22 protein-coding genes are annotated in these 20,354 nt (G+C 45.7%); 13 read left to right on the top strand and 9 right to left on the bottom strand.

What is annotated here, in order from left to right:
• A partial coding sequence (locus tag QUA36_RS27365; protein ID WP_333459734.1) for a transposase occupies positions 1-1,112 on the bottom strand: 1,112 nt, incomplete at its 3' end.
• A 421-nt stretch (positions 1,113-1,533) separates the two neighbouring features.
• Here QUA36_RS27365 and QUA36_RS27370 point away from each other — a divergent pair.
• On the top strand, positions 1,534-3,114 hold the full coding sequence (locus QUA36_RS27370; RefSeq protein WP_333459735.1) for a peptidoglycan-binding protein: 1,581 nt from the start codon (positions 1,534-1,536) through the stop codon (positions 3,112-3,114).
• 96 nt (positions 3,115-3,210) lie between these two features.
• Here the strand turns inward: QUA36_RS27370 and QUA36_RS27375 are convergent, their stop codons facing one another.
• The 3 genes from QUA36_RS27375 to QUA36_RS27385 form a co-directional block, all read right to left on the bottom strand.
• Positions 3,211-4,245 (bottom strand): S-layer homology domain-containing protein, encoded by a 1,035-nt coding sequence (locus QUA36_RS27375; protein ID WP_333459736.1) that lies wholly within the window; start codon positions 4,243-4,245, stop codon positions 3,211-3,213.
• A gap of 77 nt (positions 4,246-4,322) precedes the next feature.
• Positions 4,323-5,735 carry a DUF3370 domain-containing protein gene (locus tag QUA36_RS27380; protein ID WP_333459737.1) on the bottom strand — a complete coding sequence of 471 codons (1,413 nt, stop codon included), beginning with the start codon at positions 5,733-5,735 and terminating at the stop codon, positions 4,323-4,325.
• 12 nt (positions 5,736-5,747) lie between these two features.
• On the bottom strand, positions 5,748-6,611 hold the full coding sequence (locus QUA36_RS27385) for a Uma2 family endonuclease (RefSeq protein ID WP_333459738.1): 864 nt from the start codon (positions 6,609-6,611) through the stop codon (positions 5,748-5,750).
• 208 nt (positions 6,612-6,819) lie between these two features.
• Between QUA36_RS27385 and QUA36_RS27390 the strand changes: the two genes are divergently transcribed.
• The 4 genes from QUA36_RS27390 (at position 6,820) to QUA36_RS27405 (ending at position 8,554) form a co-directional block, all read left to right on the top strand.
• The gene (locus tag QUA36_RS27390; RefSeq protein WP_249069860.1) at positions 6,820-7,050 is read left to right on the top strand and encodes an addiction module protein; all 231 of its coding nucleotides are present in this window, start codon (positions 6,820-6,822) and stop codon (positions 7,048-7,050) included.
• A complete protein-coding gene (locus tag QUA36_RS27395) occupies positions 7,047-7,970 on the top strand; it encodes a hypothetical protein (protein WP_333457742.1) in 924 nt (307 codons plus the stop codon). Before QUA36_RS27390 ends, QUA36_RS27395 begins: the two co-directional genes overlap by 4 nt.
• 99 nt (positions 7,971-8,069) lie before the next feature.
• Positions 8,070-8,162, top strand: a complete 93-nt coding sequence (locus QUA36_RS27400; RefSeq protein WP_333459751.1) for a type II toxin-antitoxin system HigB family toxin — start codon at positions 8,070-8,072, stop codon at positions 8,160-8,162.
• Positions 8,163-8,176: 14 nt separating this feature from the next.
• The gene (locus tag QUA36_RS27405) at positions 8,177-8,554 is read left to right on the top strand and encodes a transcriptional regulator (RefSeq protein ID WP_333459739.1); all 378 of its coding nucleotides are present in this window, start codon (positions 8,177-8,179) and stop codon (positions 8,552-8,554) included.
• 97 nt (positions 8,555-8,651) lie between these two features.
• Here the strand turns inward: QUA36_RS27405 and QUA36_RS27410 are convergent, their stop codons facing one another.
• The 3 genes from QUA36_RS27410 to QUA36_RS27420 form a co-directional block, all read right to left on the bottom strand.
• Complete coding sequence (locus QUA36_RS27410) at positions 8,652-9,536, bottom strand: hypothetical protein (RefSeq protein ID WP_333459740.1); 885 nt, start codon at positions 9,534-9,536, stop codon at positions 8,652-8,654.
• Positions 9,537-9,662: 126 nt separating this feature from the next.
• Complete coding sequence (locus tag QUA36_RS27415) at positions 9,663-10,268, bottom strand: DUF1517 domain-containing protein (RefSeq protein ID WP_333459741.1); 606 nt, start codon at positions 10,266-10,268, stop codon at positions 9,663-9,665.
• An 804-nt stretch (positions 10,269-11,072) separates the two neighbouring features.
• Positions 11,073-11,618, bottom strand: a complete 546-nt coding sequence (locus tag QUA36_RS27420; RefSeq protein WP_333459742.1) for a hypothetical protein — start codon at positions 11,616-11,618, stop codon at positions 11,073-11,075.
• 357 nt (positions 11,619-11,975) lie between these two features.
• On the opposite strand from QUA36_RS27420, the gene rfbB reads away from it, so the two are divergent.
• The 4 genes from rfbB (at position 11,976) to hpsJ-A (ending at position 15,844) form a co-directional block, all read left to right on the top strand.
• Positions 11,976-13,082: a dTDP-glucose 4,6-dehydratase gene (gene rfbB / locus QUA36_RS27425; RefSeq protein WP_190657334.1), complete on the top strand. Its 1,107-nt coding sequence runs from the start codon at positions 11,976-11,978 to the stop codon at positions 13,080-13,082.
• Positions 13,083-13,468: 386 nt separating this feature from the next.
• Entirely contained in the window at positions 13,469-14,320 is an 852-nt protein-coding gene (crtA, locus tag QUA36_RS27430; protein ID WP_333158617.1) for a cyanoexosortase A, read from the top strand.
• Positions 14,320-14,988 carry a cyanoexosortase A system-associated protein gene (locus QUA36_RS27435; protein ID WP_333158619.1) on the top strand — a complete coding sequence of 223 codons (669 nt, stop codon included), beginning with the start codon at positions 14,320-14,322 and terminating at the stop codon, positions 14,986-14,988. The genes crtA and QUA36_RS27435 overlap by 1 nt, the downstream gene beginning before the upstream one ends.
• 178 nt (positions 14,989-15,166) lie before the next feature.
• Entirely contained in the window at positions 15,167-15,844 is a 678-nt protein-coding gene (hpsJ-A, locus tag QUA36_RS27440) for an HpsJ-like protein, cyanoexosortase A-associated (protein WP_333069035.1), read from the top strand.
• Positions 15,845-16,159: 315 nt separating this feature from the next.
• Here hpsJ-A and QUA36_RS27445 read toward each other — a convergent pair whose 3' ends face one another.
• Both QUA36_RS27445 and rpaB read right to left on the bottom strand, forming a co-directional pair.
• Positions 16,160-16,801: a cofactor assembly of complex C subunit B gene (locus QUA36_RS27445; RefSeq protein ID WP_333459743.1), complete on the bottom strand. Its 642-nt coding sequence runs from the start codon at positions 16,799-16,801 to the stop codon at positions 16,160-16,162.
• A gap of 122 nt (positions 16,802-16,923) precedes the next feature.
• Positions 16,924-17,655, bottom strand: coding sequence for a response regulator transcription factor RpaB (rpaB, locus tag QUA36_RS27450; RefSeq protein WP_071587789.1), 732 nt, complete (start codon positions 17,653-17,655; stop codon positions 16,924-16,926).
• Between the two features lie 164 nt (positions 17,656-17,819).
• On the opposite strand from rpaB, the gene radA reads away from it, so the two are divergent.
• From radA to QUA36_RS27470, 4 genes are read left to right on the top strand one after another with little or no spacing between them, the layout of a single operon-like run.
• The gene (radA, locus tag QUA36_RS27455) at positions 17,820-19,376 is read left to right on the top strand and encodes a DNA repair protein RadA (protein ID WP_333459744.1); all 1,557 of its coding nucleotides are present in this window, start codon (positions 17,820-17,822) and stop codon (positions 19,374-19,376) included.
• Positions 19,377-19,421: 45 nt separating this feature from the next.
• On the top strand, positions 19,422-19,658 hold the full coding sequence (locus QUA36_RS27460; RefSeq protein WP_333158625.1) for a type II toxin-antitoxin system prevent-host-death family antitoxin: 237 nt from the start codon (positions 19,422-19,424) through the stop codon (positions 19,656-19,658).
• On the top strand, positions 19,655-20,041 hold the full coding sequence (locus tag QUA36_RS27465) for a type II toxin-antitoxin system VapC family toxin (RefSeq protein ID WP_333158627.1): 387 nt from the start codon (positions 19,655-19,657) through the stop codon (positions 20,039-20,041). The genes QUA36_RS27460 and QUA36_RS27465 overlap by 4 nt, the downstream gene beginning before the upstream one ends.
• A gap of 31 nt (positions 20,042-20,072) precedes the next feature.
• Positions 20,073-20,297: a hypothetical protein gene (locus tag QUA36_RS27470; protein ID WP_333457949.1), complete on the top strand. Its 225-nt coding sequence runs from the start codon at positions 20,073-20,075 to the stop codon at positions 20,295-20,297.
• Positions 20,298-20,354 lie beyond the last annotated feature (57 nt).

Here is a 20,354-nt window from a genome sequence, read left to right on the forward strand (position 1 = left end):
GAACTCAATCCATATTGGATTACCTTGTTAGAGCCTGAGTTCCCCCCATTTCTGGGTTTCTTCAGAACGAAACGCACGCTGGCTTTTGAAGTGTAAGATTCATCCTGTTCTACAAATCTCCATCCTAGAGAGTCGCATTCTTGTTGTAATCTTTGTTTAACTTTAGCTGTCGGTATTTGGACAAAGTTCTGATTAGTTTTTCCTCCCATATTGAGCTCTTGTTTCTGTCCTTTATTCCAACCAAATGCTATGACATTTATTTGGTGACTTTCGCAATAATCTATGATATTTCTGACAGCTTTATTAACCGCATCTCTCATTCTTCGGGCGCGAGTTTCCGATAACTGTTGCAGTCTTTTTGACGAAAAACCTTGAGGTAGATTATGTCGGGAATGTTCTGATTGAACTCTGGCTTTTTGTTTGTTAAACTCTTGGTTCCAAGATTTCAGCTTATGACCATCAATAATAAATGGCTTACCATTGCTAGAAACACAAGTTAGCCAGTTGTTGATACCATGATCTATGCCCAGAATCCCTGTTACTTCCAGACTACAGCTAGGAGCTTGCTTGGTAAGAGATTCATGGACGTATTCAATCCAGACTTTACCATTTCTAGGGATTAACCTGAGTTCTTTAATCTGGCAACCCTTAAGCCTTTCTGGTAGTGGAATCCAGAGAGCATCTGTTCCGAAGTGTTCTTTCCCTTGCTTTCCTAGAGGGAGTCTTACCCTACTGCCGACTATTTTTAAGGCTTGTCCCGGATAGGAAACTTGGTACATACCGCCTTGGGTTCTGTACTTAGGCAATCTGGGTTTTTGATTGATTTCCCCTTTTTTGGCTAACCTTTCTAAGGCTCGGAAAGAGCTGAAAGATTCAGCAACAGATTTAAGAGATTGTTGCGCGACTTGCGAGTAAAGTAAGCTGTAATTATCGTTAGTTTTAGCAATCCTGTACAAGGCTGGATATTTAACCGCACTTTTGTCTTTAAAGTATCGTTGCCGACTTTCGTAAGTCCCGACATTAAACAGATTGTTTGACCATCTCAGCAGTTGCTCTACAATGGATTTGTCGAATCCCTTTAAATGCCAGATATCTTTTTGTACTGCATACATTTGACTTTCACCTTCCTTGATTAATTTTACTGCATTTGGTAGTTGGGAAATTGGTAGGCAGGATAAATCCTGCGATGCCCTTTTATCCCTGGACTAAAGTCACAGGGTTTTCAGGGAGTTTGATTATAATATTTTTCCTTTAATCAATGTTATACAACTTTAAAAAAAGAATGCAACTGTAGGCAAGCTGCAAGCCCATATTGCATCAGTCGATCGATTTTCGATTTTAGATTTTCGATTGAAGCATTGACCCCACGGATAAATTCGGGGGTTCCTTTATCGGATACACGTTTTTTATTTCTGGACGGATCAATCCGGGGACTTGTATCCTGGATGCTTTCGGTCATTCGCCATCTAAAATCTAAAATCTAAAATGGTATTAACTGGTGTATCATAGCACCAAAAATACCCGGTAAAAACTATGGACGGACTAGCCTACCTACATTTAGCTAAAACTTGGGAAACTGCTGTGGGTCAGACTCGATCGACAAACTTGAAAACGCACCTAAAGTTAGCTTATACTCCTTTACTTTTCTTTACGATCGTTCTCACAATTTTCAATTTAGTCAATCCCGTCCTCGCCATCAAAAAAGGTGATTCAGGCCCGGAAGTAGCCCAACTTCAGAAAACTCTACAAAACGCAGGCTATTTTCGCCGCCAGCCCACAGGATTTTACGGTTCTCTCACCCTGGCTGCAGTGAAAAAGTTTCAAGCAGACAATAATCTGAAAGTTGACGGAATTGTCGGCCCTAAAACCTTGTCAGCGCTCAAAGGTACGCCGGAAGATGCGAGTATTGAAGCTGCGGAAAAAATCGCGCCAAATGTCGATCGATCTTCGCCATCTCCTACCGCCACAGAAAACCAAAACGAACTCGAAGAGGAAACTCAAACTCAGGCCCAAGAGCCTCTTTTTCAAGAACCATCTTTGCCACCTTTTAAAACTGGGAATTCCGAGGGTCAAGGAAGTGAATTACCACCCACAAGGCTAGTAAATCCTCCCGACAACACTCAAGGAAAAATGACCTTGAAAAAAACAATTTACGGCAACATCTCGCCAAAATCAATAGTTTATTCGGGAGATGGCTTGTTTTTTGCTCAAAACATGATGTACCGCCACACAATCACAGTTTATGACAGGAACTTTAATTTAGTCAAGACTATTCCCGATACAGTAAACTTGTCGAAGTTCGGCTTTTCTAAATTCAAAGGCAATTATAAAGGTTCTCCCGTAGAAGCAGCTTTTTCAACCGATGGCAAATATGCCTACGTCTCCAACTACAAAATGTACGGTTCGGGGTTTAGCAATCCGGGAACCGACAGGTGTTCTCCAGCGGCAAAACACGACCAAAGTTTTCTTTACCGCATCAATACCCAAAATTTGCAAATAGAAAAGGTAATTCCTGTAGGTGCAGTTCCGAAATTCAATGCTGTTTCGCCTGACAATCGCTTCGCCCTCACTAGCAATTGGTGCAGTTGGGATTTGAGCGTAGTTGATATTAATAAAAATCTTGAAATCGAGCGAGTGAAACTGGGTGCATATCCTCGGGGTATTGTTGTTACTCCCGACTCAAAAAATGCCTATGTTGCCATCATGGGTTCTTCCAATATTGCGAAAGTCAATCTCATAGACTTTTCGGTAGAATGGCTGAGAAATATTGGCAATGCGCCGCGTCATTTGACGATCGATCCCAATGGGAAGTATCTTTATGCCACTTTAAATGGTGAAGGAAATGTGGCAAAAATTGACCTAAAAACTGGTAAAGTGGTGGACAAAGTTTCGACAGGAAAAGCACCTCGCAGCATGACAATTTCCGATCAGGGAAAACTGCTTTATGTGGTTAACTATTTCTCGAATACTGTTAGCAAAGTTAGGACGAGCGATATGAAAGTGCTGCAAACAGTGAAGGTTAATTCAAGTCCGATCGGGATTACTTACGATTCGGAAACAAATCAGGTTTGGGTAGCTTGCTATTCGGGCAGTATTATGGTGTTTCAAGATTAATTTAGCTGCTTCGTAGTTAGGGCTTCAGTCCTGACTACAAACAAGAGCGATTAAATGTTATTGTGGGGCGTTGCTCAGAGCAACGCCCCTAAAATCTTACTTGGACAACTTTGCAGGCTTCACAACATACTCAGAAGACTTAGCAGGCACTTGACCTCTTTTGGCCATAGCTTGGTAAATCATGGCTGCTACTTCAGCGCGAGTTGCAGTTCTATTTGGCTGCAAAAGTGCGCGCTTCGGGTGGTTGACAACAATGCCAGCTTCCGTGGCTGCTGCTACTTTGTTAACTGCCCATTTCGGCACTTTTGTCCTGTCTGTATAAAGTTGTAAAGTTTTGCTTGCTTTTGTTGATGGTTTCAGGCTCAAACCGCTCGCTAAAGCTGCGATTACTTCGACACGCGGAATCTGTTTTTCGGGACGGAACTCATTGTTTGGGTATCCTTTAAGATATCCAGTTTTGACGGTGTGGTCGATCGCGGGAGCAACAGGACTCTTGTCTTTTACGTCTTTAAAATCAATTGGTTTTCGGATCGGCTTTTTGTCGTCGGACATTCGCTGAATTAAGCGCGCTAGTTCGGCTCGCGTGATCGGTTCGTCGGGACGAAATTTGCTGTCGGTGAAATCAGTAAAGATTTTGCGATCGACTAAAGCGACAATGAACGGACGCGCCCAATATTTGTCTGGAACATCGGAGAATATAACGGGCCCAACTTTGGGTTTATCGGCTTTGGGTTTATCGGCTTTGGGTTGGGTAATTGCTGGATTGGGAGTCGATGGCGCAATTGGCTTGGGAGGAACAACGATTACACCCACGGGAGGAGTTTGGGGTAAAATCGGCCCTAAAGGTGCCACAGGTGTGACTTCCCGTTGTGAGGGAATGATAGTTGTAGCGGGCGATCGCAAATCCGAATTTGGGGATTCTGGCGTTAATATTCCCGGAGTCGCGGGCGTAACAGCAGGCTGAGAGAAAACGGCTGGAAATTGCCAATTTCTGGCATTCAATCGATCGGGATTTTTACCTGTTACCCAAAATAAAATTGCTCCCATCGTGCCGAAGGCAACCAAGATAGCAATCAATTCATCCAATCCTAGAGGATTTCTTTCCCCTGACGGGGGTTGTGAAGAAGACATATTGTCACCTACAGACCAATGTAGAAATTAAATCACATATTTTTTGGGTCTGGTAGTGACTGAAATAAATAAATCAACTATTCCAAAGTTCTCACTGTCAATACTTGCGGCGGCGTGGAATCGGGAGGATAAATAAAATCAACTTTTACCGATCGCGTTTCTGTCGCAGCTAACCTCAACTTTACCATCGGTTCCACAACTTGACCGAAACGGTGCCACAAATGCACGTAGCGAGTTACATCGTAACCTCCATCATCTCGGTAGCGCAGCCGCACAGTACCTCGAAAATAGGGAAAATCTAGGGGAGGTTGGCGAAATCGCAATCCATTTTTTGAGAGTCGATCTTCTTTTAAAGGCGTTTCCAAACTCACCGCTACCGTTTGCGGTTTTTGGGCAGTGTTATGCAGTGGCAAAATCAGATTGTAGTGTACGCCGTAATTGCCGTGGGCTTCGTAAGCGGTGTCGGGATAGCGCGCCAGCATTTTTCCTGCTTGCACTTGTTGGGTTCCCAAAGTGCCCCCGCGCAAGGTAGAGATCGCATAGGATATCGCTTTTCCAGTCTGGGGAATTGCCAGATTTTTAGAATCGCGATCGACTAATTCCGCTTCCCATCCCGAACCTTGCTGCACCCCTGCTACGCGGCCGTAAATCAGGCTTCCCGAAGTCGCGTCGGGGGGAGTCGGGGTTTTGTCGCGGGGGCCTGCCAAACCGCCATTATTCAGCAATTGCTGCCATTCTTCCAGAGTTGGCGCGCGCTCGCCCCCATCAGCATTTTGAGGTGCATACATTGCCAAAGTAGCGGCATAAACCTTGCCGCTACTTTTGAGCCGCCCAAAGGTAGAACGACCATTTATCGGCTTTTCCAGACCCCGCACGGGAATAGGGCGATTCATCAACAATGCGGTTTTTCCCGGTGCAATGAGCAGTTTTTCGGGAAAATCCGGCTGCCGCATTCCCCGCAAAACGTTATCGACAGCGCGAATTCCAGGGCCGGAATATACTTCGCCGTTGGGACTCTCACTTAGTGCTGGCTTTTGTTTGAACGGCGCGTCCGGTTCCATCAGGTAACTGGCAGCCTGCAACACTTCCACCGTCACGGGTTCGGAGCCGGGATTGTAGAGCAAAGCTGCGATATACAAAGTTCTAGAATTCAGCGGAGTGTGAGAAAAGTGGTGAGCAAACAGGTTAAATTGCCCTTGAAAGGCAAAGTTAAGGTGAGCCGCTGGGACTTTTTTGCCGTCTGGGGGAAAGGTTGAGAGCAAAATGCCTTCTTTTTTGACCCATTCGGGACTGTCGCTGTTGAAGAGGGGGATGTTGTCGAGTTTTCCGGGGAGCGATCGCACTTCGGCATCTAGTACAATTTCCTCTGGTGCTGGTTTTGCGGGAATAGATTGTACGGGTTTTTTAAGTAAAAATAATCCGCCGACTGTACAAAGGACGATCGTAGAAATACCAGCAATTCGAGAAAAGAGATTTTGTTTCTGAATCATTAAAGTTAACTGTCAACCCAATCTCTGCAAATCTTCCACCGACAGCGACAGCGCCTGAGCCACTTGCTCTACGGTTAAACCCATTGCCAGCAGTTGGGGAATCGCATCCCGTTGGGTTTGTTCTGCGCGATCGGCTCGCTCTCGCTCAGCGTCAGCGCGTTGGCGTTCCTGTTCGGTATGGAGGCGTTCGAGTCTAGCTTGTTCGCTACCAGTTAACAACAAATTCCCCTGATTATCCCACCAACGCAACCATCGCTGCTGCTGATTTTGATAGCTACCTTCCCACACACCTAACTCTACTCCCATCAGGTCGATCGGATAATGCCCGCGATCGTTCGGTTGCAAACGGCGATAACGAGTATTCACCCAGTTATAGACTTCCAATTCGCTCGTTTTAATGATGTATATCGCATAGTAAGGAATGTGAATAATCTGCTCGTATACCCAAAACTTTCCGGGTTTCTGGTTGACACCTTCTGGTAAGCGAGATAAGGCAGTATTGTTTCGTTCTTCAGAGCCATTACCACTAGCAAATTCGATCGCAATCAATGGCACAATATACTCGCGCCAAATCACGTAAGAGCGCCGAATTTCCCCATCTATTAGGGGCGGAACGTTGGGAACGTAGAACCAGTCAGGCGCTTCGGCTCCCTTTTCTGGAGGGTCGGTTTCGCGCCAGTAGATGCCACAATCTTGCCCTATAGCATATTGTCCGTCCGGGTGGAGGGTTTGCAGTGTGGTTTCCAGGGAGTCGGTGAGTAGGATACTCTGGGGATGTTCTTGGAAGTTTTTCACAAACGTGCCGTCGGAGTCAGGTAGTTGGGTGTGATCGGGAAAAGCGGGAGGTAAGGTTGTGGGGTTGAGGCTTTGGGTCATGTCAGCTATCCGATGGTGAAAGGACAGATGCTTTATTAATTAAAGCATAGCGATTGTTGATTGAGGGAGTTTATACTGTTTGATAAACTGTTTCTCGCTCACTGTTCGATAGTCGCGATCGCGAACCACATCAACCCCGGATCAATGACCTTCTATTGGTCTAAAATCTGTTACATTACGATCGTAATTAAGCATTTGGCGACAAGCTATGCGGTCAATTGAACAACTAACAGAAGAGCTTTTATCTCTGCCTAGTGCATCAAGAGCGCTTTTGGCAGAAAAACTCGCAGAAAGTTTAGAATTCGATATCGACCCAATAATTCAGGCAGCTTGGACAACTGAGGCTCATAAACGACGTAACGAGATCCGAAGCGGTGCTGTGCAAGCAATTCCGGGGGATGAAGCCTTAGCTCAAGTGAGGCTGTTGCTTGACCCATGAAGTATGTATTTCATCCTGAAGCACTTGCCGAATATGCTGAAGCTGTCCAATACTATGTAGTACATTTTGATTCTCGCAGTAACGCATTGCAGTCGAGAGCCTGGGTATTGGAAAAGCCGCAAATAATTGAAACATTCAGCAATCCAACATTTAAAATGTCTGAGATAACTCTGCTACATGAAATTGCTCATTGCCCCCATGCACGGTTCTGTCGAGAAAATCCTGCTGCTGAACATCCATGTAGCGAAATTGTTGATTATCAAAGATCGCTCAATTTAGACAAGTTTCAAGTACCTGAGCCTTGGAGTGGACATATAGAGAAAGCTCCTATTCTTTTTCTGAGTTCAAATCCATCAATTGGCGCTGGTGAAAACTACCCAAATTGGTCTTGGTCAGACGATGATATGGAAGATTACTTCAGTTATCGTTTTGGAGGGGGACGCAAGGAATGGATCGTCAATGGTACGAAATCCTTACTAATGGACGGGACATATAGCCATGCTGTTAAGTTCTGGGCAGCAGTCCGGCAACGTGCTATGGAGTTATTTGAACGGGATGTGCTTCCAGGAATTGATTATGCACTTACCGAAATAGTGCATTGTAAATCCCATAAGGAAATTGGCGTAGAACGAGCGCAATATAAATGTGTTGAAGCCTATTTGTTGAGGACTTTAGAACTGGCAGGGGCAAAAGTAATTGTGGTGCTGGGAGAACGTGCAAGGAAAGCAATTCAAAGTCAATTCAATATTCCTGAAAAAATCTCAGTGTCTGAGGCAATAAAGATAGGGAGCCATGAAAGATTTTTTGCTTTCCTTCCACATCCAAATGCCTACAAAGATCGTTCTTTTTCCAAGTGCTTTAAGGATGATGAGCTTGAAAAGTTACGCGCATCTTTGCATACGTGGAAAAATGGTGAGTGATGCACATGGTCAAAGTTACTTCAACGAGCGATCGCCCGATTGAAAACCTTACCTTCTAGTGAGCAAGATGCGATCGCGTTATGATAGAAGTGTCGGCTGATTGTGGCAATTCGCTATGACCTTGGTATTATTATCATCCGATTTATTGGCACTCATGCCGAGTATGACAAAGTAGATGCAGAAATAGTCTAAATAGAGGTGGATGTATGGAATTGTGCCCAATTAGAAATGAAACCGACTATCAGGAAGCCCTTCGAGAAATCGAGTTACTGTTTAATGCAGCCCCAAACACTCCTGAGTACGATCGATTAGATATCCTCAGCACCTTAGTGGAAGCTTACGAGAAGAAACACATTCCGATCGCAATCCCCGATCCGATCGAAGCGATTTATTATTACATCGAAACTCGCGGATGGTCCCGGATCGATTTAGAGTCATGTCTCGGTAGTCGGGCTAGGGTGTCTGAGGTTTTATCTCGTAAACGTTCCTTGACATTGGAGATGATTCGGAAGTTGAATCAAGAACTGGGGATTCCGGCTGAAATTCTCATCCAACCCTATAAGTCGGTAAAAATCCCCGCGTAACAATATAACTCGATCGACCTTGGTAGTTGTAGGGTGTCTCGCTGCAGGAAACTTCCCACTAAGGCGCAGATATTCGATGGCGATGCACCCTACATTCTTAACGCCTTCTGCCACTCCCAAAAGACCGACTCCTACTCGGTTGACGAGAATTCCTGCCACTCCCAAAACTCGGACTCCGCCTTTGCTGCCGGGAATTTGAGTTGGGCGATCGCCTCAAAGTGCTGCCACCGTAACCCGAACCGGTCGATCGATTGCCATTTGGACGTACTGAGGGTCTTACGGGCTGGTTGTATGTGGGCGATCGCAAGCGGCCGGTCGTCCTTAAAACTTGACGGTTTCTCACAGCAGGAGGCGGAGTTTGGTACCGAGTTTGATACTGCTGAACAGCTTGGTTGTAAGTATTACCATACCCGCCATATCCTGTCATAATCCCCGGCTGATAGACTGGCGGCATATAATATCGCGGTCTAAATAACAAACTGCCGATCGCCTGACCGGCCACAGCTCCTGCAAACGGGGCCCAGAAGCCAGATTGCTGTCTCACTACTACGGTTTGGGGCTGACCTGTTTGAGGATTAGGAACAGTTTCAGTCACGTTGTGAACGTACTCAATTTTAAAATCTTCTGTCAAATGCAAAACCGCTTGATTGTTATCCACATTTAGATAACTTTTCTTGCCTGCCGATATTTCTTCATCCGTTAAGCGAGCCATTTGCAAGTCCCTAGTGCGGTAAACTGGGGGACTGCCGGGGGGAGTATTCAGCAACATCAAACTGTATTCGCCATCAGCATCGTTGTAAGTAACTTGCTGTACAGGATATTGACCTTGACTCAAGTTATTATTTGGTGCAGGACGCACTGTGTTAATATTCGGATTTCCAGCAGGATTTGTAGAAGTTTGTGTGCGAGGAGAACCGCAGCCTGTCGCCGTCCATAAAAAAGTTAAAGCCATTAAATAAATTGTCAGTTTTCGCAGCATCATAAATAGTAATTGGGAATTGGGCATTGGGCATCGGGCATCGCGCATTGGTAGCAAATAACCCTTCGACTCCGCTCTGGGCACCGCACATAACTAATAACTAATAACTAATAACTAATTACTCCTTCCTTAAAGGGGAATAAGTTCTGGGAAATTGACCAACACTTGGTCGTTGGTAAGTTCGTCTCCCAACTGTGCGGGAGAAAAGTGAACTTGCACAGCTCGGAGCCTTTCTTGGTAATGTAAATTAATCAGGGCTTTTAAACCGACTTTCAGCGCGCTGATGTCAGCAAGGTCAGTTTCTAGGGCAGGAACTTCGCCTTCATAAGCAACTGTCAGCATCACGACGATATTTCTAGTTACCGGCAAAGACAAGGGGGATTTTTTATCATAAACAGATGTGCTGTATTGAGGCTCGCTGAGATAGCGATCGGCTGAATCAATGAAAAGTTCATCCACATAATCGCCGGCTTCGCCTTCATTCCAAAAAACATCGCCTTCATTGGCGGCTGATTGCCAGTAGTTGTCGTACTGCAACAGGTGATTGCAAATTTCTACAAGACCTTCTCCTAAAACTACTATGTCGCCATCGGCATCAATTGCTTGTCTGGCGGTGCGGTTGAGAACTCCTAACAGCGGTGCAACTTCTTCGCCTGTTAGGTGAACGAACACGCGGCAAACTGCCAATCTAGTTTTACCTGTAAATTGATTGAATCGATCGCGCCAAGCATTCATCAGAATTATGGGTTTGAAACCCCGTCCTAGAAGGACGGCTTTACAATTCCCTTGCGGGGTTGGGGAGGTATGGTTGCCTCCCCGCCGGGATATGGTTGTCCCGTTCTCCTTGCGGAGTAAAGTTAGCACGCGCCTTTGTTTTAAGAGCTTGTTAGGCTAGCAGCACTACTTCAGGGACCTTAAAGTTGTTTAACTACTAGCGACAGAGCGGAAAACTAGCTTCGCATTCAAGGAGTGTCGTGACTCAAAAAACGTAGTCAATTAAGACTTAGGCCCGTCAGAATGGCTTGTTAGATTTCTCCTTCAAGCCTCATGCCTTTAGGCTGAGGTTCCTGACAATAACCTATAGTTGTCATCTGTAGGGCTATATTTCCCACCATAGCAGGGGATTTGAACTCTTGCCGTCTACCCTCAGATTGATCTGAAGAGTATTTTTAGCGATCGCCTCGACCGCCTACTCTCTCGCTTTGACTCATCTAATTTTATAGCAGTTTTGAATCGGCTCAAATACAGTTCAAATACAGTAGGAAAACCGCACAGCCTTGTCCTGACGGAGAGCAGCGACTTTTAATAATTGCTATGAGATTGATGATGGTAGCAATAGTTTTTTTAATTGATATTAATTCGGCACTTTTTTGCTTCGCAGGAATATGATATTGTGTGCTATCGATTCATATGTCTATTGTTTGCAGTGCTTGGCGATCGCAATGACAAGAAATTGTAGGGGTAGATAACTTCAAATCAAAAAACCTCCAATCTTGGAAGATTGGAGGTGCGCTCAGCGAATACTTTGGTTTGAGATAACTATTTGAGGCTCGCGCTTTGGACTTGTTCGATCGCAATTTCAGAACTCAACTCGGCAACTGGCGAAACTGGCAAATCCAGCTCACCGCCTGGAGCTTCTGGGTGTTCGCGAACGACTGCAACCGCATCTGCTGACTCAGCTACAGCACCCGCCGCCGCCAAATCGAGCAAGGCCGGAACTTCCATGTGTCCAGAAACACCTGCATCTGCCATCGGATCGATCGACTCTTCAAAAACTTCAAAATTATCGGTCATCGCAGCGCAAGCAGCAGAAGCGCGCTTGCCGGCGCGGTAGCTCATGTAGGCCGCACCTGCACCCCCAAGCCCAGCCAAACCGAGGAAACCGAGAGCTGCTGTTTTGTAGGATTTCCACGGATTCATGCGCTCCGAGCCGCCAGAACCTAGGAGGGTTGTTGCAGAACCAGATTTCGCCGCCCCAGATTTGCTGTAGGAACAGGGGAAAGCAGATGCAGCGTCACCTATGGCGATGCTGCTTGCGATCGCGACGACGGAAGCAATGCCAGCTAACACTTGAAACTTCTTCATGGTGCTCTGGAGATTGTAAAGGATAATTAAAAAATTAATGGTAACAGCTCTTTACAAATGTATCAACTCTGCGCGCCGCCGATATCGCGGATCGATCGCAAAAGTCAGCTATAGCCTCACCCAATTCAAATTTAAAATTGCCCGCCTAAATATCTAGAATGGTTGCTCTGTAAGCGTTTGGGCTAACAGAACGGTAGAAGTTCAAGTTTTGTGAACCAATACTGTGATCGCGCCCAAATTAGAAAATCTGAGGTGAGACAGTAGAAAATTTAATTACAGAGTGGCAAACAGTTGGTGACAAACTACTTTTAAGGCTACTTTTGTAAAGGCTTAGTTATTGGAATAACTCTTATTTTTATGACAGACAACGCGAATCAAGGCATTGAGCGAGCCCCTCGCCGATTGTTGGTGACGGGCGGGGCTGGATTTATCGGCTCGAATTTTGTGCATCACTGGTGCAGCAGCTATCCGGGCGATCGAGTCGTCGTACTCGACGCTTTAACCTACGCCGGAAACCGACAAACCCTGGCAACTTTGGAAGGAGGAGAAAATTTTCGGTTTGTGCAGGGGGATATTTGCGATCGTACCTTAGTCGATACCTTGCTCAAAGAAGAAAACATCACCACAGTCGCGCACTTTGCCGCAGAATCCCACGTTGACAGGTCAATTATCGGGCCTGCCGCCTTTGTTCAAACAAACGTTGTCGGAACCTTCACACTTTTAGAAGCCTTCCGCAAGCATTTTGAAGCAATTGATGAGGCATCTCTCAAAGCACAAATGCGCTTCCTCCACGTTTCTACCGACGAAGTTTACGGCAGTCTCGGCCCCGATGACCCAGCCTTCACAGAAACAACTGCCTACTCGCCGAACAGCCCCTACTCAGCCTCCAAAGCTGGCAGCGACCACCTCGCCCGCGCCTATTTCCACACCTACGGCGTCCCGACAATTATCACCAACTGCTCAAACAATTACGGCCCCTATCACTTCCCAGAAAAGCTCATTCCATTAATGTGCATCAATATGCTATTGGGCAAACCGCTGCCAGTATACGGCGACGGTCAAAACGTGCGAGATTGGCTCTACGTTCTCGACCACTGCCGCGCTTTAGATGCCGTTATTCACCGTGGTCAGCCTGGGGAAACCTACAATGTTGGCGGCAACAACGAGGTAAAAAATCTCGATTTAGTAAAAATGCTGTGTCAGCTAATGGATGAATTAGCTTCTGATTTACCCGCCCGTCCTTGCGAACAATTGATCACATTTGTCAAAGACAGAGCCGGGCACGATCGGCGTTATGCTATTGATGCCACCAAAATTAAAACAGAGTTAGGTTGGACTCCCTCAGTAACAGTTGAAGAAGGTTTGCGACAGACTGTAGAATGGTACTTAGCCCATCGGGAGTGGTGGGAACCCCTGCTTTCGGAGGAATATCAAACTTACTACCGGAAAGTCTACTCTAACTAATCTACTCCTGGACGCACGGGCTACCACAAACCCGCACCAGTAAAAAACTGGTTTTCCAGCTCAAGAGTGCGTCCAGAAAGGTTTCTGTCTTGCCTCCAAGCTTTACATTTAAACTCTCGCCGCAGAAACCGGGTTAGAGAAAGGAAAATCTTTCGTTAAGTGCGATCGATCCGAGTTAAAAAACCTGTTTTCTTTGGTCTTTGCTCCTAACTTCAGAATTAATTGGGTGCAGGCAAGTATCACACACATTCGCCATTGTCAATCATTGTGAAGATTTAGTGAAAAATCATACCAAACGCATAAATTTAAGTGTTTGTAGCTGATAATTTTAATAGAGTTACAAGCTTAAGCATTTTAGAAGCTTTTAGGAAAAACAAAAAGCAGCAATGACCGAAATAAACTCGCTCAAGCACATCCAAGAACCTAAATACTGGCTGTTAGGCATCGCCTCCGGTTTGATTGCCCTACACCTAACTCTAACTTCCAGAACAAACGACACAGACCTGTTCGGTACAATGTTACTGTTTTGGGGAGTCGTAGCATTTCTAATTTGGGAAAGGCACGAATCCTTAAATTTTGAAAGCGGAGTCTTCGCCAGCTTCTTTGGGACAGCGTTAATTGCTTTAATATTGCTCAAAAGTTCCTCGATATCGGGATACGACTTTTTTATCAGAGCAACGCCTTTTTTGTCTGGAATCAGTCTCGCATTGCTGGCTTCCGGCACAAAAGGACTCAAACAATATTGGCAGGAACTTCTAATTCTTGGCTATACAGCTATTCCTCCAGGATTGATCGGAGTATTCGTTGATGTTGCCCTATTAACAGCAAAATTTTCAGCTTTCCTCCTCCACTATCTAGGATTTGAAGTGGTGCGAAAAGGGGTTTTTCTCATCCTGGAAAAGGGCAGCGTGGAAGTATATCACGGCTGTTCCGGCGTAAATGCGATGCTACAATTGTTAGGACTAGCTCTGGTTTTCTTACTGATGTTTCCTACCACTACGGGTCAGAAAATTGTATTGCCATTCGTGGCCATAATTACTGCATTTCTAGTTAATGCGGCGCGAGTTGGTCTCCTGGCCGTGCTGGTATCGCTATCTCAATCCGAAGCATTTAAATACTGGCACGAAGGAAATGGTTCGGTAATATTTTCGATGATTGCTGTATTTATTTTCGGGCTATTCTGCTGGTTTGCAATTTTGAAAGACCAACCCCCAAATCAGGAAGGACAGAATTGCTAATGGCTATTACCTCTTGGAAACCACTGAGGCTTTCCCTGTTGGCTGTTACTTTGGGAGGGGTCTTGTTGGTTGCCGGAAAACTGGTTTTCTATCCATCGGACGGCAAGAATGTGGCAACCCCGTTTGAGTTTCCCGAGTCGGTGCCTCTAGCCGATTGGGAACTAAAAAAGAGCGCGCCTCTCGAAATTAGCGACAATTCAGAATTCAAAGCTGCCAGGAAATATGAATATCAAAAAAATAGCAGGGCTCTAGAAATAGAGATGCGCTATGCGGTAGACACCATTGGGGATGTGCAAGGTATGATGAAGGGACATACAGTTCTCAAGTCGTCTCCTGGTAAACTAGCATTGGCAAACACTCAAGGCGCGGGGTTTCACGGAATTTTGCAACAGCAAAATCGACTGTATTTGAGTTCGTGTATCAATCCTAATGGCAGTCCTACAGTAACTTCCCAACAGTTTAGATATAATCGAAATACTCGTGATTGGCAGCCAAACCGTATTCTGTTTTGGTTGTTGGGTAGGGGAAATATTCAAGACAGACGCTGTTTGTGGACTCAGATGTCTGTGCCTTTGGATAAAACAACTCCAGAAGATGCCAAAAAAATTCTAGAGAATGCTTGGGTTTCTTGGTATGAGTGGTGGCAGCCGCGATTCCCCAAACCTTGACTCGATTCCGTCGATTTTAGCTTTTAGCTTTTAGCTTTTATATTTACTCCACAGGTGAATCGGGAAGCTGGAACAAGAGTCTAAAATGTTTGACTCTCCACGACTGTTGTCTGGGGCTTGTATCCGCTCTTGGGCGGGGTCAAGAGAGATTTTTCTTAACAACAACTCTGATTATTTTATGAATGACTTACAAGGCGAACAAGGTTTTTCTATCTACAGACTGCGTTGGATTGGCTACGGTCTATTAATTTTGTCTGTATTAGATACGATTGCAGTTCTTATACCAGCAAATTTTGGCAATCGCCTCTGGGAATTGCAAACGATTGGGGCTGTAGTGGAACGGGTGCCCGTTCCTTTACTGGCAATGGCGCTGATATTTTTTGGCGAAGGGTACGATCGCAGAGGTTTGGAAGAAGTTTTTTTGAAGGTTTTGTCTTGGGTTTGTCTGCTGCTAGGTCTGCTTTTCCTGTTGATGCTGCCTTTGGGAATTTTTGGCACTATCTATGTGAACAACCAAAACAACCAGCAAATTACTACTCAAGCAAACCAACAATTAGCTCAGTTGCAGCAGGTGGAAGATCGGCTAAAGAAGGGTAGTCCTGAAGATTTAAGGAATTTGGCGGGGGAACTTACTCGTTTGGGGGTACAAGCGGATACACAAAACCCACAGCAATTGAAAGAGCAAATTCTTTCGAGAATTACTCCGGCTAAGGAACGGTTACAGACGCAAAGTGCTGCGGTTCAGTCAAATCAGCGCGTGGGGTTATTTAAAAATGCTGTTAAGTGGCTGCTGGGCGCGCTGATTTCTAGTGTTTTGTTTTTTACGCTGTGGCGCGGTACTGACTGGGCTCGCTAGTAGTTTTGAGTTTTGAGTTGCGATTTGTGAGCTAGTAAGGTGCGCCTAGCGCACCCAAAGAGCGTTGTTGAGGACTAAGGTGCGCCCTGTGTACGCAGTCGGCTCAGGAGTGGTGAAGAAGACTCTCAAACCCTGCAAATTTTGTTGGGGGGAGCGCTCGCTCTTTTTCTTTTCAAAATATATCGGTAATAAATCTTGTTTATTGCCGATAGCCAACACCTAGAATGAGGCAAATCCGTCGTTAGCGCAGCCCTGGAAGACGATCGCACGTTGAGAGGGCTGGCATTGTGCAATCTTATATCTTATATCTAAAATCTAAAATTGATTGATGGTATTTTCTAGTTTGTCGGCAATGCCTTCAACCCAGTTTTCATCCTGTTTGGTGTAGCTGCGGGGCGCGTTAGCACCTAAGATTAAAACGCCTTGGGTGCCAATCGGCTGACAAATGACTCCTTGAGTATTTTCTGGCAAATAGTCAAATTCAATTTTGCCGGGATAAATATTGAGATTTACTAAATAAATTGGTTTGTTTTTGTCGAGCACTCGCTGCAATATCTGTCCTGGTTTGACTTCGGGATTGATGCCTAAAATGCCGCGCCGCAATAGGACTTTTCCCTGATACACAATTACGATCGACCTTGTGGCGGTATTTGTCAACAGCAAACGCGACGCCCAGGCTAATTCTATTTTCACGGCATCCGGCAAATCCGGCGCAAATTCAAAACCTTCTTCGCCGATAAGTTTTACAGAATCAGGCGATCGCGCTTGCACCTGCTGCCACAGCAAACCTGTTAAAATCAGCAAAGCGCTGATAATTACTCCCAAAGCGTCCGATCGAGCTTGAGAATCTGTAATTTGCTCTGTCAGCAAGCGGTTGACCATTAGCAGCGTACCTGCTAGCCCTCCTGCAACTAACGGCAATTGCCGCAAAACTTTATTGGGATCAGATTTAGTCATTTGTCAGTTGGCTGTTCACTGTTGGCTGTTCACTGTTGACTGTTCACTGTTGACTGTTCACTGTTGACTGTTGGTTGTCAACCGTCAACCGTCAACCGTCAACTGCCAACTGCCAAGTGACTTTATCCTACTTCTCCAATTTCGACAATTCGCTGGAACAGATAGCCGGTGCCACGGGCGGTGAGAATTAATTCGGGATTGCTGGGGTCGTCTTCCAACTTTGCCCTAAGCCGCGAGATGTGAACGTCCACTACGCGGGTGTCTACGTGGCGTTCAGGCGTGTATCCCCACACTTCCTGCAAAATTTCCGATCGCGAAAAAGGCTCTCCAGAACGGCTGACAAGCAGTTCTAACAGGCTGAATTCCATGCCCGTGAGGCGAATTCGTTCGTCGCCTTTGTAAACTTGGCGCTTGTTGGTGTCAATCCTAATATTGGTGACGTGGATGACTCCAGAGCTAGGAATGCCTGATGCTCCGTTTTTGTCAACCCTCCTTAGTACCGAACGGATGCGGGCTTCAAGTTCTTTGGGAGAGAAAGGTTTGACGACGTAATCGTCGGCGCCCAATTCTAAACCGGTGATGCGATCGGCTACGTCTCCCAAAGCAGTTAGCATGATGATAGGCACGTCTGACTCTTTACGCAACTCCTGACAGACGCCGTAACCGTCTAGCTTCGGCATCATCACGTCCAAAACCACTAAGTCGGGTTCGGTGTTGCGAAATGTTTCGAGAGCTTCTTCGCCGTCAGCAGCGGTGACGACATCGTAGCCAATCATGGAAAGGCGAGTCTCCAGAATGCGGCGGATACTGGCTTCGTCATCGACTACCAGAATTTTTTCTTTATGATTTTCCAAGTTACCGAGCACTCCTTAAGTTACATTTCAGATAATGTTAATTTTTTGTACCCTATCATAGAAGACACAAATTGAATCATGGGCGGGGATCGGTCTGAAAGCTTGATAATTGCTTTAAATCAGACTTTTCTAAATGTTAGGGTGACTATTTATCATAGTAAACAATGCCTAAGCCTCGAATACAATATATTTGTCGGGAATGCGGGTATGATTCACCACAATATTTTGGCAGATGTCCTAGCTGTCAGAAGTGGGATTCTTTTGACGAGCAGTTAGAGCAACCTACTGCTGGTGTGCCGCGGGCTGGTTTAACTGGGGTGACAACTAAGACAGTGGGCGGTTCGCCCCCTGATAAGTCGAAGGGTCAACCAAGGGTATCTTTCAGATTATCGCAGATTTCCGACCAAACTCAGTCTCGCTGGCCTTCTGGTTACGGGGAGCTCGATCGAGTTTTGGGAGGCGGGATTGTTCCGGGCTCGCTGGTGTTGATTGGCGGGGAACCGGGAATCGGCAAATCGACGCTGCTGTTGCAGGTGGCGAATATGTTGGCCCGCAAGGATCGGATACTGTATGTCAGTGCGGAGGAGTCCGGCCAGCAGGTGAAGTTGCGATCGCAGCGTTTGGGCGTAGCTAATCCGGTTGAGTTGTCAAGCAACGGCGGACATAAATCCGGCCGCAATGGGGAAGCTAAAAGGGATTCCGAGGACAATTCAGCGGAGAATTTCTATTTGCTTCCAGAGACGGATTTAGAAGTTGTTTTGCGGGAGTTGGAAGCGCTGAAACCGAATGTGGCGGTGATTGACAGCATCCAAACTATTTATTTTGCTAGTTTAACATCGGCTCCGGGTTCGGTGGCTCAGGTGCGGGAATGTACTTCGGCTTTGATGCAGGTAGCGAAAAGGGAAAATATTACTTTATTTATTGTCGGTCACGTTACGAAAGATGGAGCTTTGGCCGGGCCGAGGGTTTTGGAACATTTGGTAGATACTGTACTGTATTTTGAGGGCGATCGCTTTGCTTCTCATCGACTTTTGCGATCGATGAAAAACCGTTTTGGCGCGACTCACGAAATCGGTGTTTTTGAAATGGTAGCCAACGGTTTGCGAGAAGTAGATAATCCGTCGGAGTTGTTTTTAGGAAATAGAGATGAATTTTCTCCCGGTACTTCGACGACGGTTACTTGCGAAGGAACTCGACCGATTTTAGTGGAAATTCAGGCGTTAGTTAGTCCTGCGAGTTTTGGTTCGCCGCGCCGTACTACTACTGGTGTGGACAATGCTAGATTGCAGCAAATTTTAGCTGTTTTGGAGAAAAGGGTGGGGATTCCTTTATCTAAATTAGATGTGATTTTGGCGACGGTGGGCGGGTTGAAGGTGGATGAACCGGCGGCGGATTTGGCAGTTGCGATCGCCGTTGTGGCCAGTTTTCGCGATCGGGTGGTTGATGCACGCACTGTTTTACTTGGGGAAGTGGGTTTGGGAGGACAGGTGCGGCCGGTTTCCCAATTAGAGTTGCGGCTGAGGGAGGCGGCGAAATTGGGTTTCAAAAGGGCGATTATTCCTAAGAATCAACCCGTACCAGAGTTAGGGATGGAGATTATTCCGGTGGCGAAAGTAATCGATGCAATAATTGCGGCGATTCCTGCTACTCCGGCTCAGTTGCAGTCTGGTGATATGGAGTTGCAGTCGGTTGATTTGGAGGAAGATGATTTGTTTAATTGAGTTAGAATGGTAATGTTGCAAATTGAGAGTAAGGAGGCACGAATTATGTATCAAGTAGACATTATTGAGGCCAAAGAAAAGCTTCTGGAATTAATCGAAGCGGCGATGAGAGGGGAAGAAATTGCGATTACTCAAGATAACCAGCCTGTTGTAAAATTGGTAGGAATACCGCCAGCTAATAAGAAGCGCTGGCCATCCAAAGCTGGGAGTGCTAAAGGAATGGTTTGGATGTCCGATGATTTTGACGAACCGCTAGAAGAGTTTAAGGAGTATATGGAATGAGGTTGTTGTTGGACACTCATACTTTCATTTGGTATGTCACGGACAACCCTAGACTTAGCGCCCATGTCAAACTGCTAATTGAGGATGAAAATAACGAGAAGCTACTCAGTATAGCTAGCATCTGGGAAATGGCGATTAAGCACAGCATAGGCAGGCTAAACTTTAGTCTGCCTTTTATGGAGTTTGTCGGACAGCAACTCACTGTTAGCAATATCGGACTACTGGAGATTAATCTCCAGCACATTGAGGTTGTAGCTTCACTGCCTTTGCATCACCGTGACCCATTTGACAGGCTGATAATTGCACAATCTATGGCGGAACAGATACCGATTTTGAGCGTTGATGCTATTTTTGATGCTTATGCGATCGCGCGGGTGTGGTGAATTAAGTTAGTTTAAAAATAAAGAGGCGAAGATGAAACAATTTAACATCCTCATTGAAAAATTTTTTGATGGTTATGTAGCCTATCCCCTTGGAATCAAAAGTGGCGTAGTTGGTGAAGGTGAGACCTATGAAGAAGCCTTAGCTGATGTCAAGTCAGCTATTCGCTGTTACATCGAAGTATTTGGCAAAGAAACAATCGAAAACGAATCACCTGCAATCAAGACTTTTTTGCTAGAAGCAGAGGTGGCTATTTAATGTCAAAGTTTCCTGTCGATGCTTCTAAAAGACCAATCATCAGAACATTTCAGTTGT

The sequence above is a fragment of the Microcoleus sp. Pol10D4 genome, assembly GCF_036701555.1.
Taxonomy (GTDB): Bacteria; Cyanobacteriota; Cyanobacteriia; order Cyanobacteriales; family Microcoleaceae; genus Microcoleus.

Excerpts from the sequence above, each read along its gene's own strand:
- QUA36_RS27380 (WP_333459737.1), bottom strand. The coding sequence starts at position 5,735 with ATGATTCAGAAACAAAATCTCTTTTCTCGAATTGCTGGTATTTCTACG.
- QUA36_RS27420 (WP_333459742.1), bottom strand. The coding sequence starts at position 11,618 with ATGAAGAAGTTTCAAGTGTTAGCTGGCATTGCTTCCGTCGTCGCGATC.
- QUA36_RS27385 (WP_333459738.1), bottom strand. The coding sequence starts at position 6,611 with ATGACCCAAAGCCTCAACCCCACAACCTTACCTCCCGCTTTTCCCGAT.
- QUA36_RS27395 (WP_333457742.1), top strand. The coding sequence starts at position 7,047 with ATGAAGTATGTATTTCATCCTGAAGCACTTGCCGAATATGCTGAAGCT.
- QUA36_RS27415 (WP_333459741.1), bottom strand. The coding sequence starts at position 10,268 with ATGAATGCTTGGCGCGATCGATTCAATCAATTTACAGGTAAAACTAGA.
- QUA36_RS27470 (WP_333457949.1), top strand. The coding sequence starts at position 20,073 with ATGAAACAATTTAACATCCTCATTGAAAAATTTTTTGATGGTTATGTA.
- QUA36_RS27460 (WP_333158625.1), top strand. The coding sequence starts at position 19,422 with ATGTATCAAGTAGACATTATTGAGGCCAAAGAAAAGCTTCTGGAATTA.
- QUA36_RS27410 (WP_333459740.1), bottom strand. The coding sequence starts at position 9,536 with ATGATGCTGCGAAAACTGACAATTTATTTAATGGCTTTAACTTTTTTA.
- radA (WP_333459744.1), top strand. The coding sequence starts at position 17,820 with ATGCCTAAGCCTCGAATACAATATATTTGTCGGGAATGCGGGTATGAT.
- QUA36_RS27465 (WP_333158627.1), top strand. The coding sequence starts at position 19,655 with ATGAGGTTGTTGTTGGACACTCATACTTTCATTTGGTATGTCACGGAC.
- QUA36_RS27370 (WP_333459735.1), top strand. The coding sequence starts at position 1,534 with ATGGACGGACTAGCCTACCTACATTTAGCTAAAACTTGGGAAACTGCT.
- QUA36_RS27445 (WP_333459743.1), bottom strand. The coding sequence starts at position 16,801 with ATGACTAAATCTGATCCCAATAAAGTTTTGCGGCAATTGCCGTTAGTT.
- QUA36_RS27405 (WP_333459739.1), top strand. The coding sequence starts at position 8,177 with ATGGAATTGTGCCCAATTAGAAATGAAACCGACTATCAGGAAGCCCTT.
- QUA36_RS27375 (WP_333459736.1), bottom strand. The coding sequence starts at position 4,245 with ATGTCTTCTTCACAACCCCCGTCAGGGGAAAGAAATCCTCTAGGATTG.
- QUA36_RS27435 (WP_333158619.1), top strand. The coding sequence starts at position 14,320 with ATGGCTATTACCTCTTGGAAACCACTGAGGCTTTCCCTGTTGGCTGTT.
- rfbB (WP_190657334.1), top strand. The coding sequence starts at position 11,976 with ATGACAGACAACGCGAATCAAGGCATTGAGCGAGCCCCTCGCCGATTG.
- QUA36_RS27390 (WP_249069860.1), top strand. The coding sequence starts at position 6,820 with ATGCGGTCAATTGAACAACTAACAGAAGAGCTTTTATCTCTGCCTAGT.
- crtA (WP_333158617.1), top strand. The coding sequence starts at position 13,469 with ATGACCGAAATAAACTCGCTCAAGCACATCCAAGAACCTAAATACTGG.
- hpsJ-A (WP_333069035.1), top strand. The coding sequence starts at position 15,167 with ATGAATGACTTACAAGGCGAACAAGGTTTTTCTATCTACAGACTGCGT.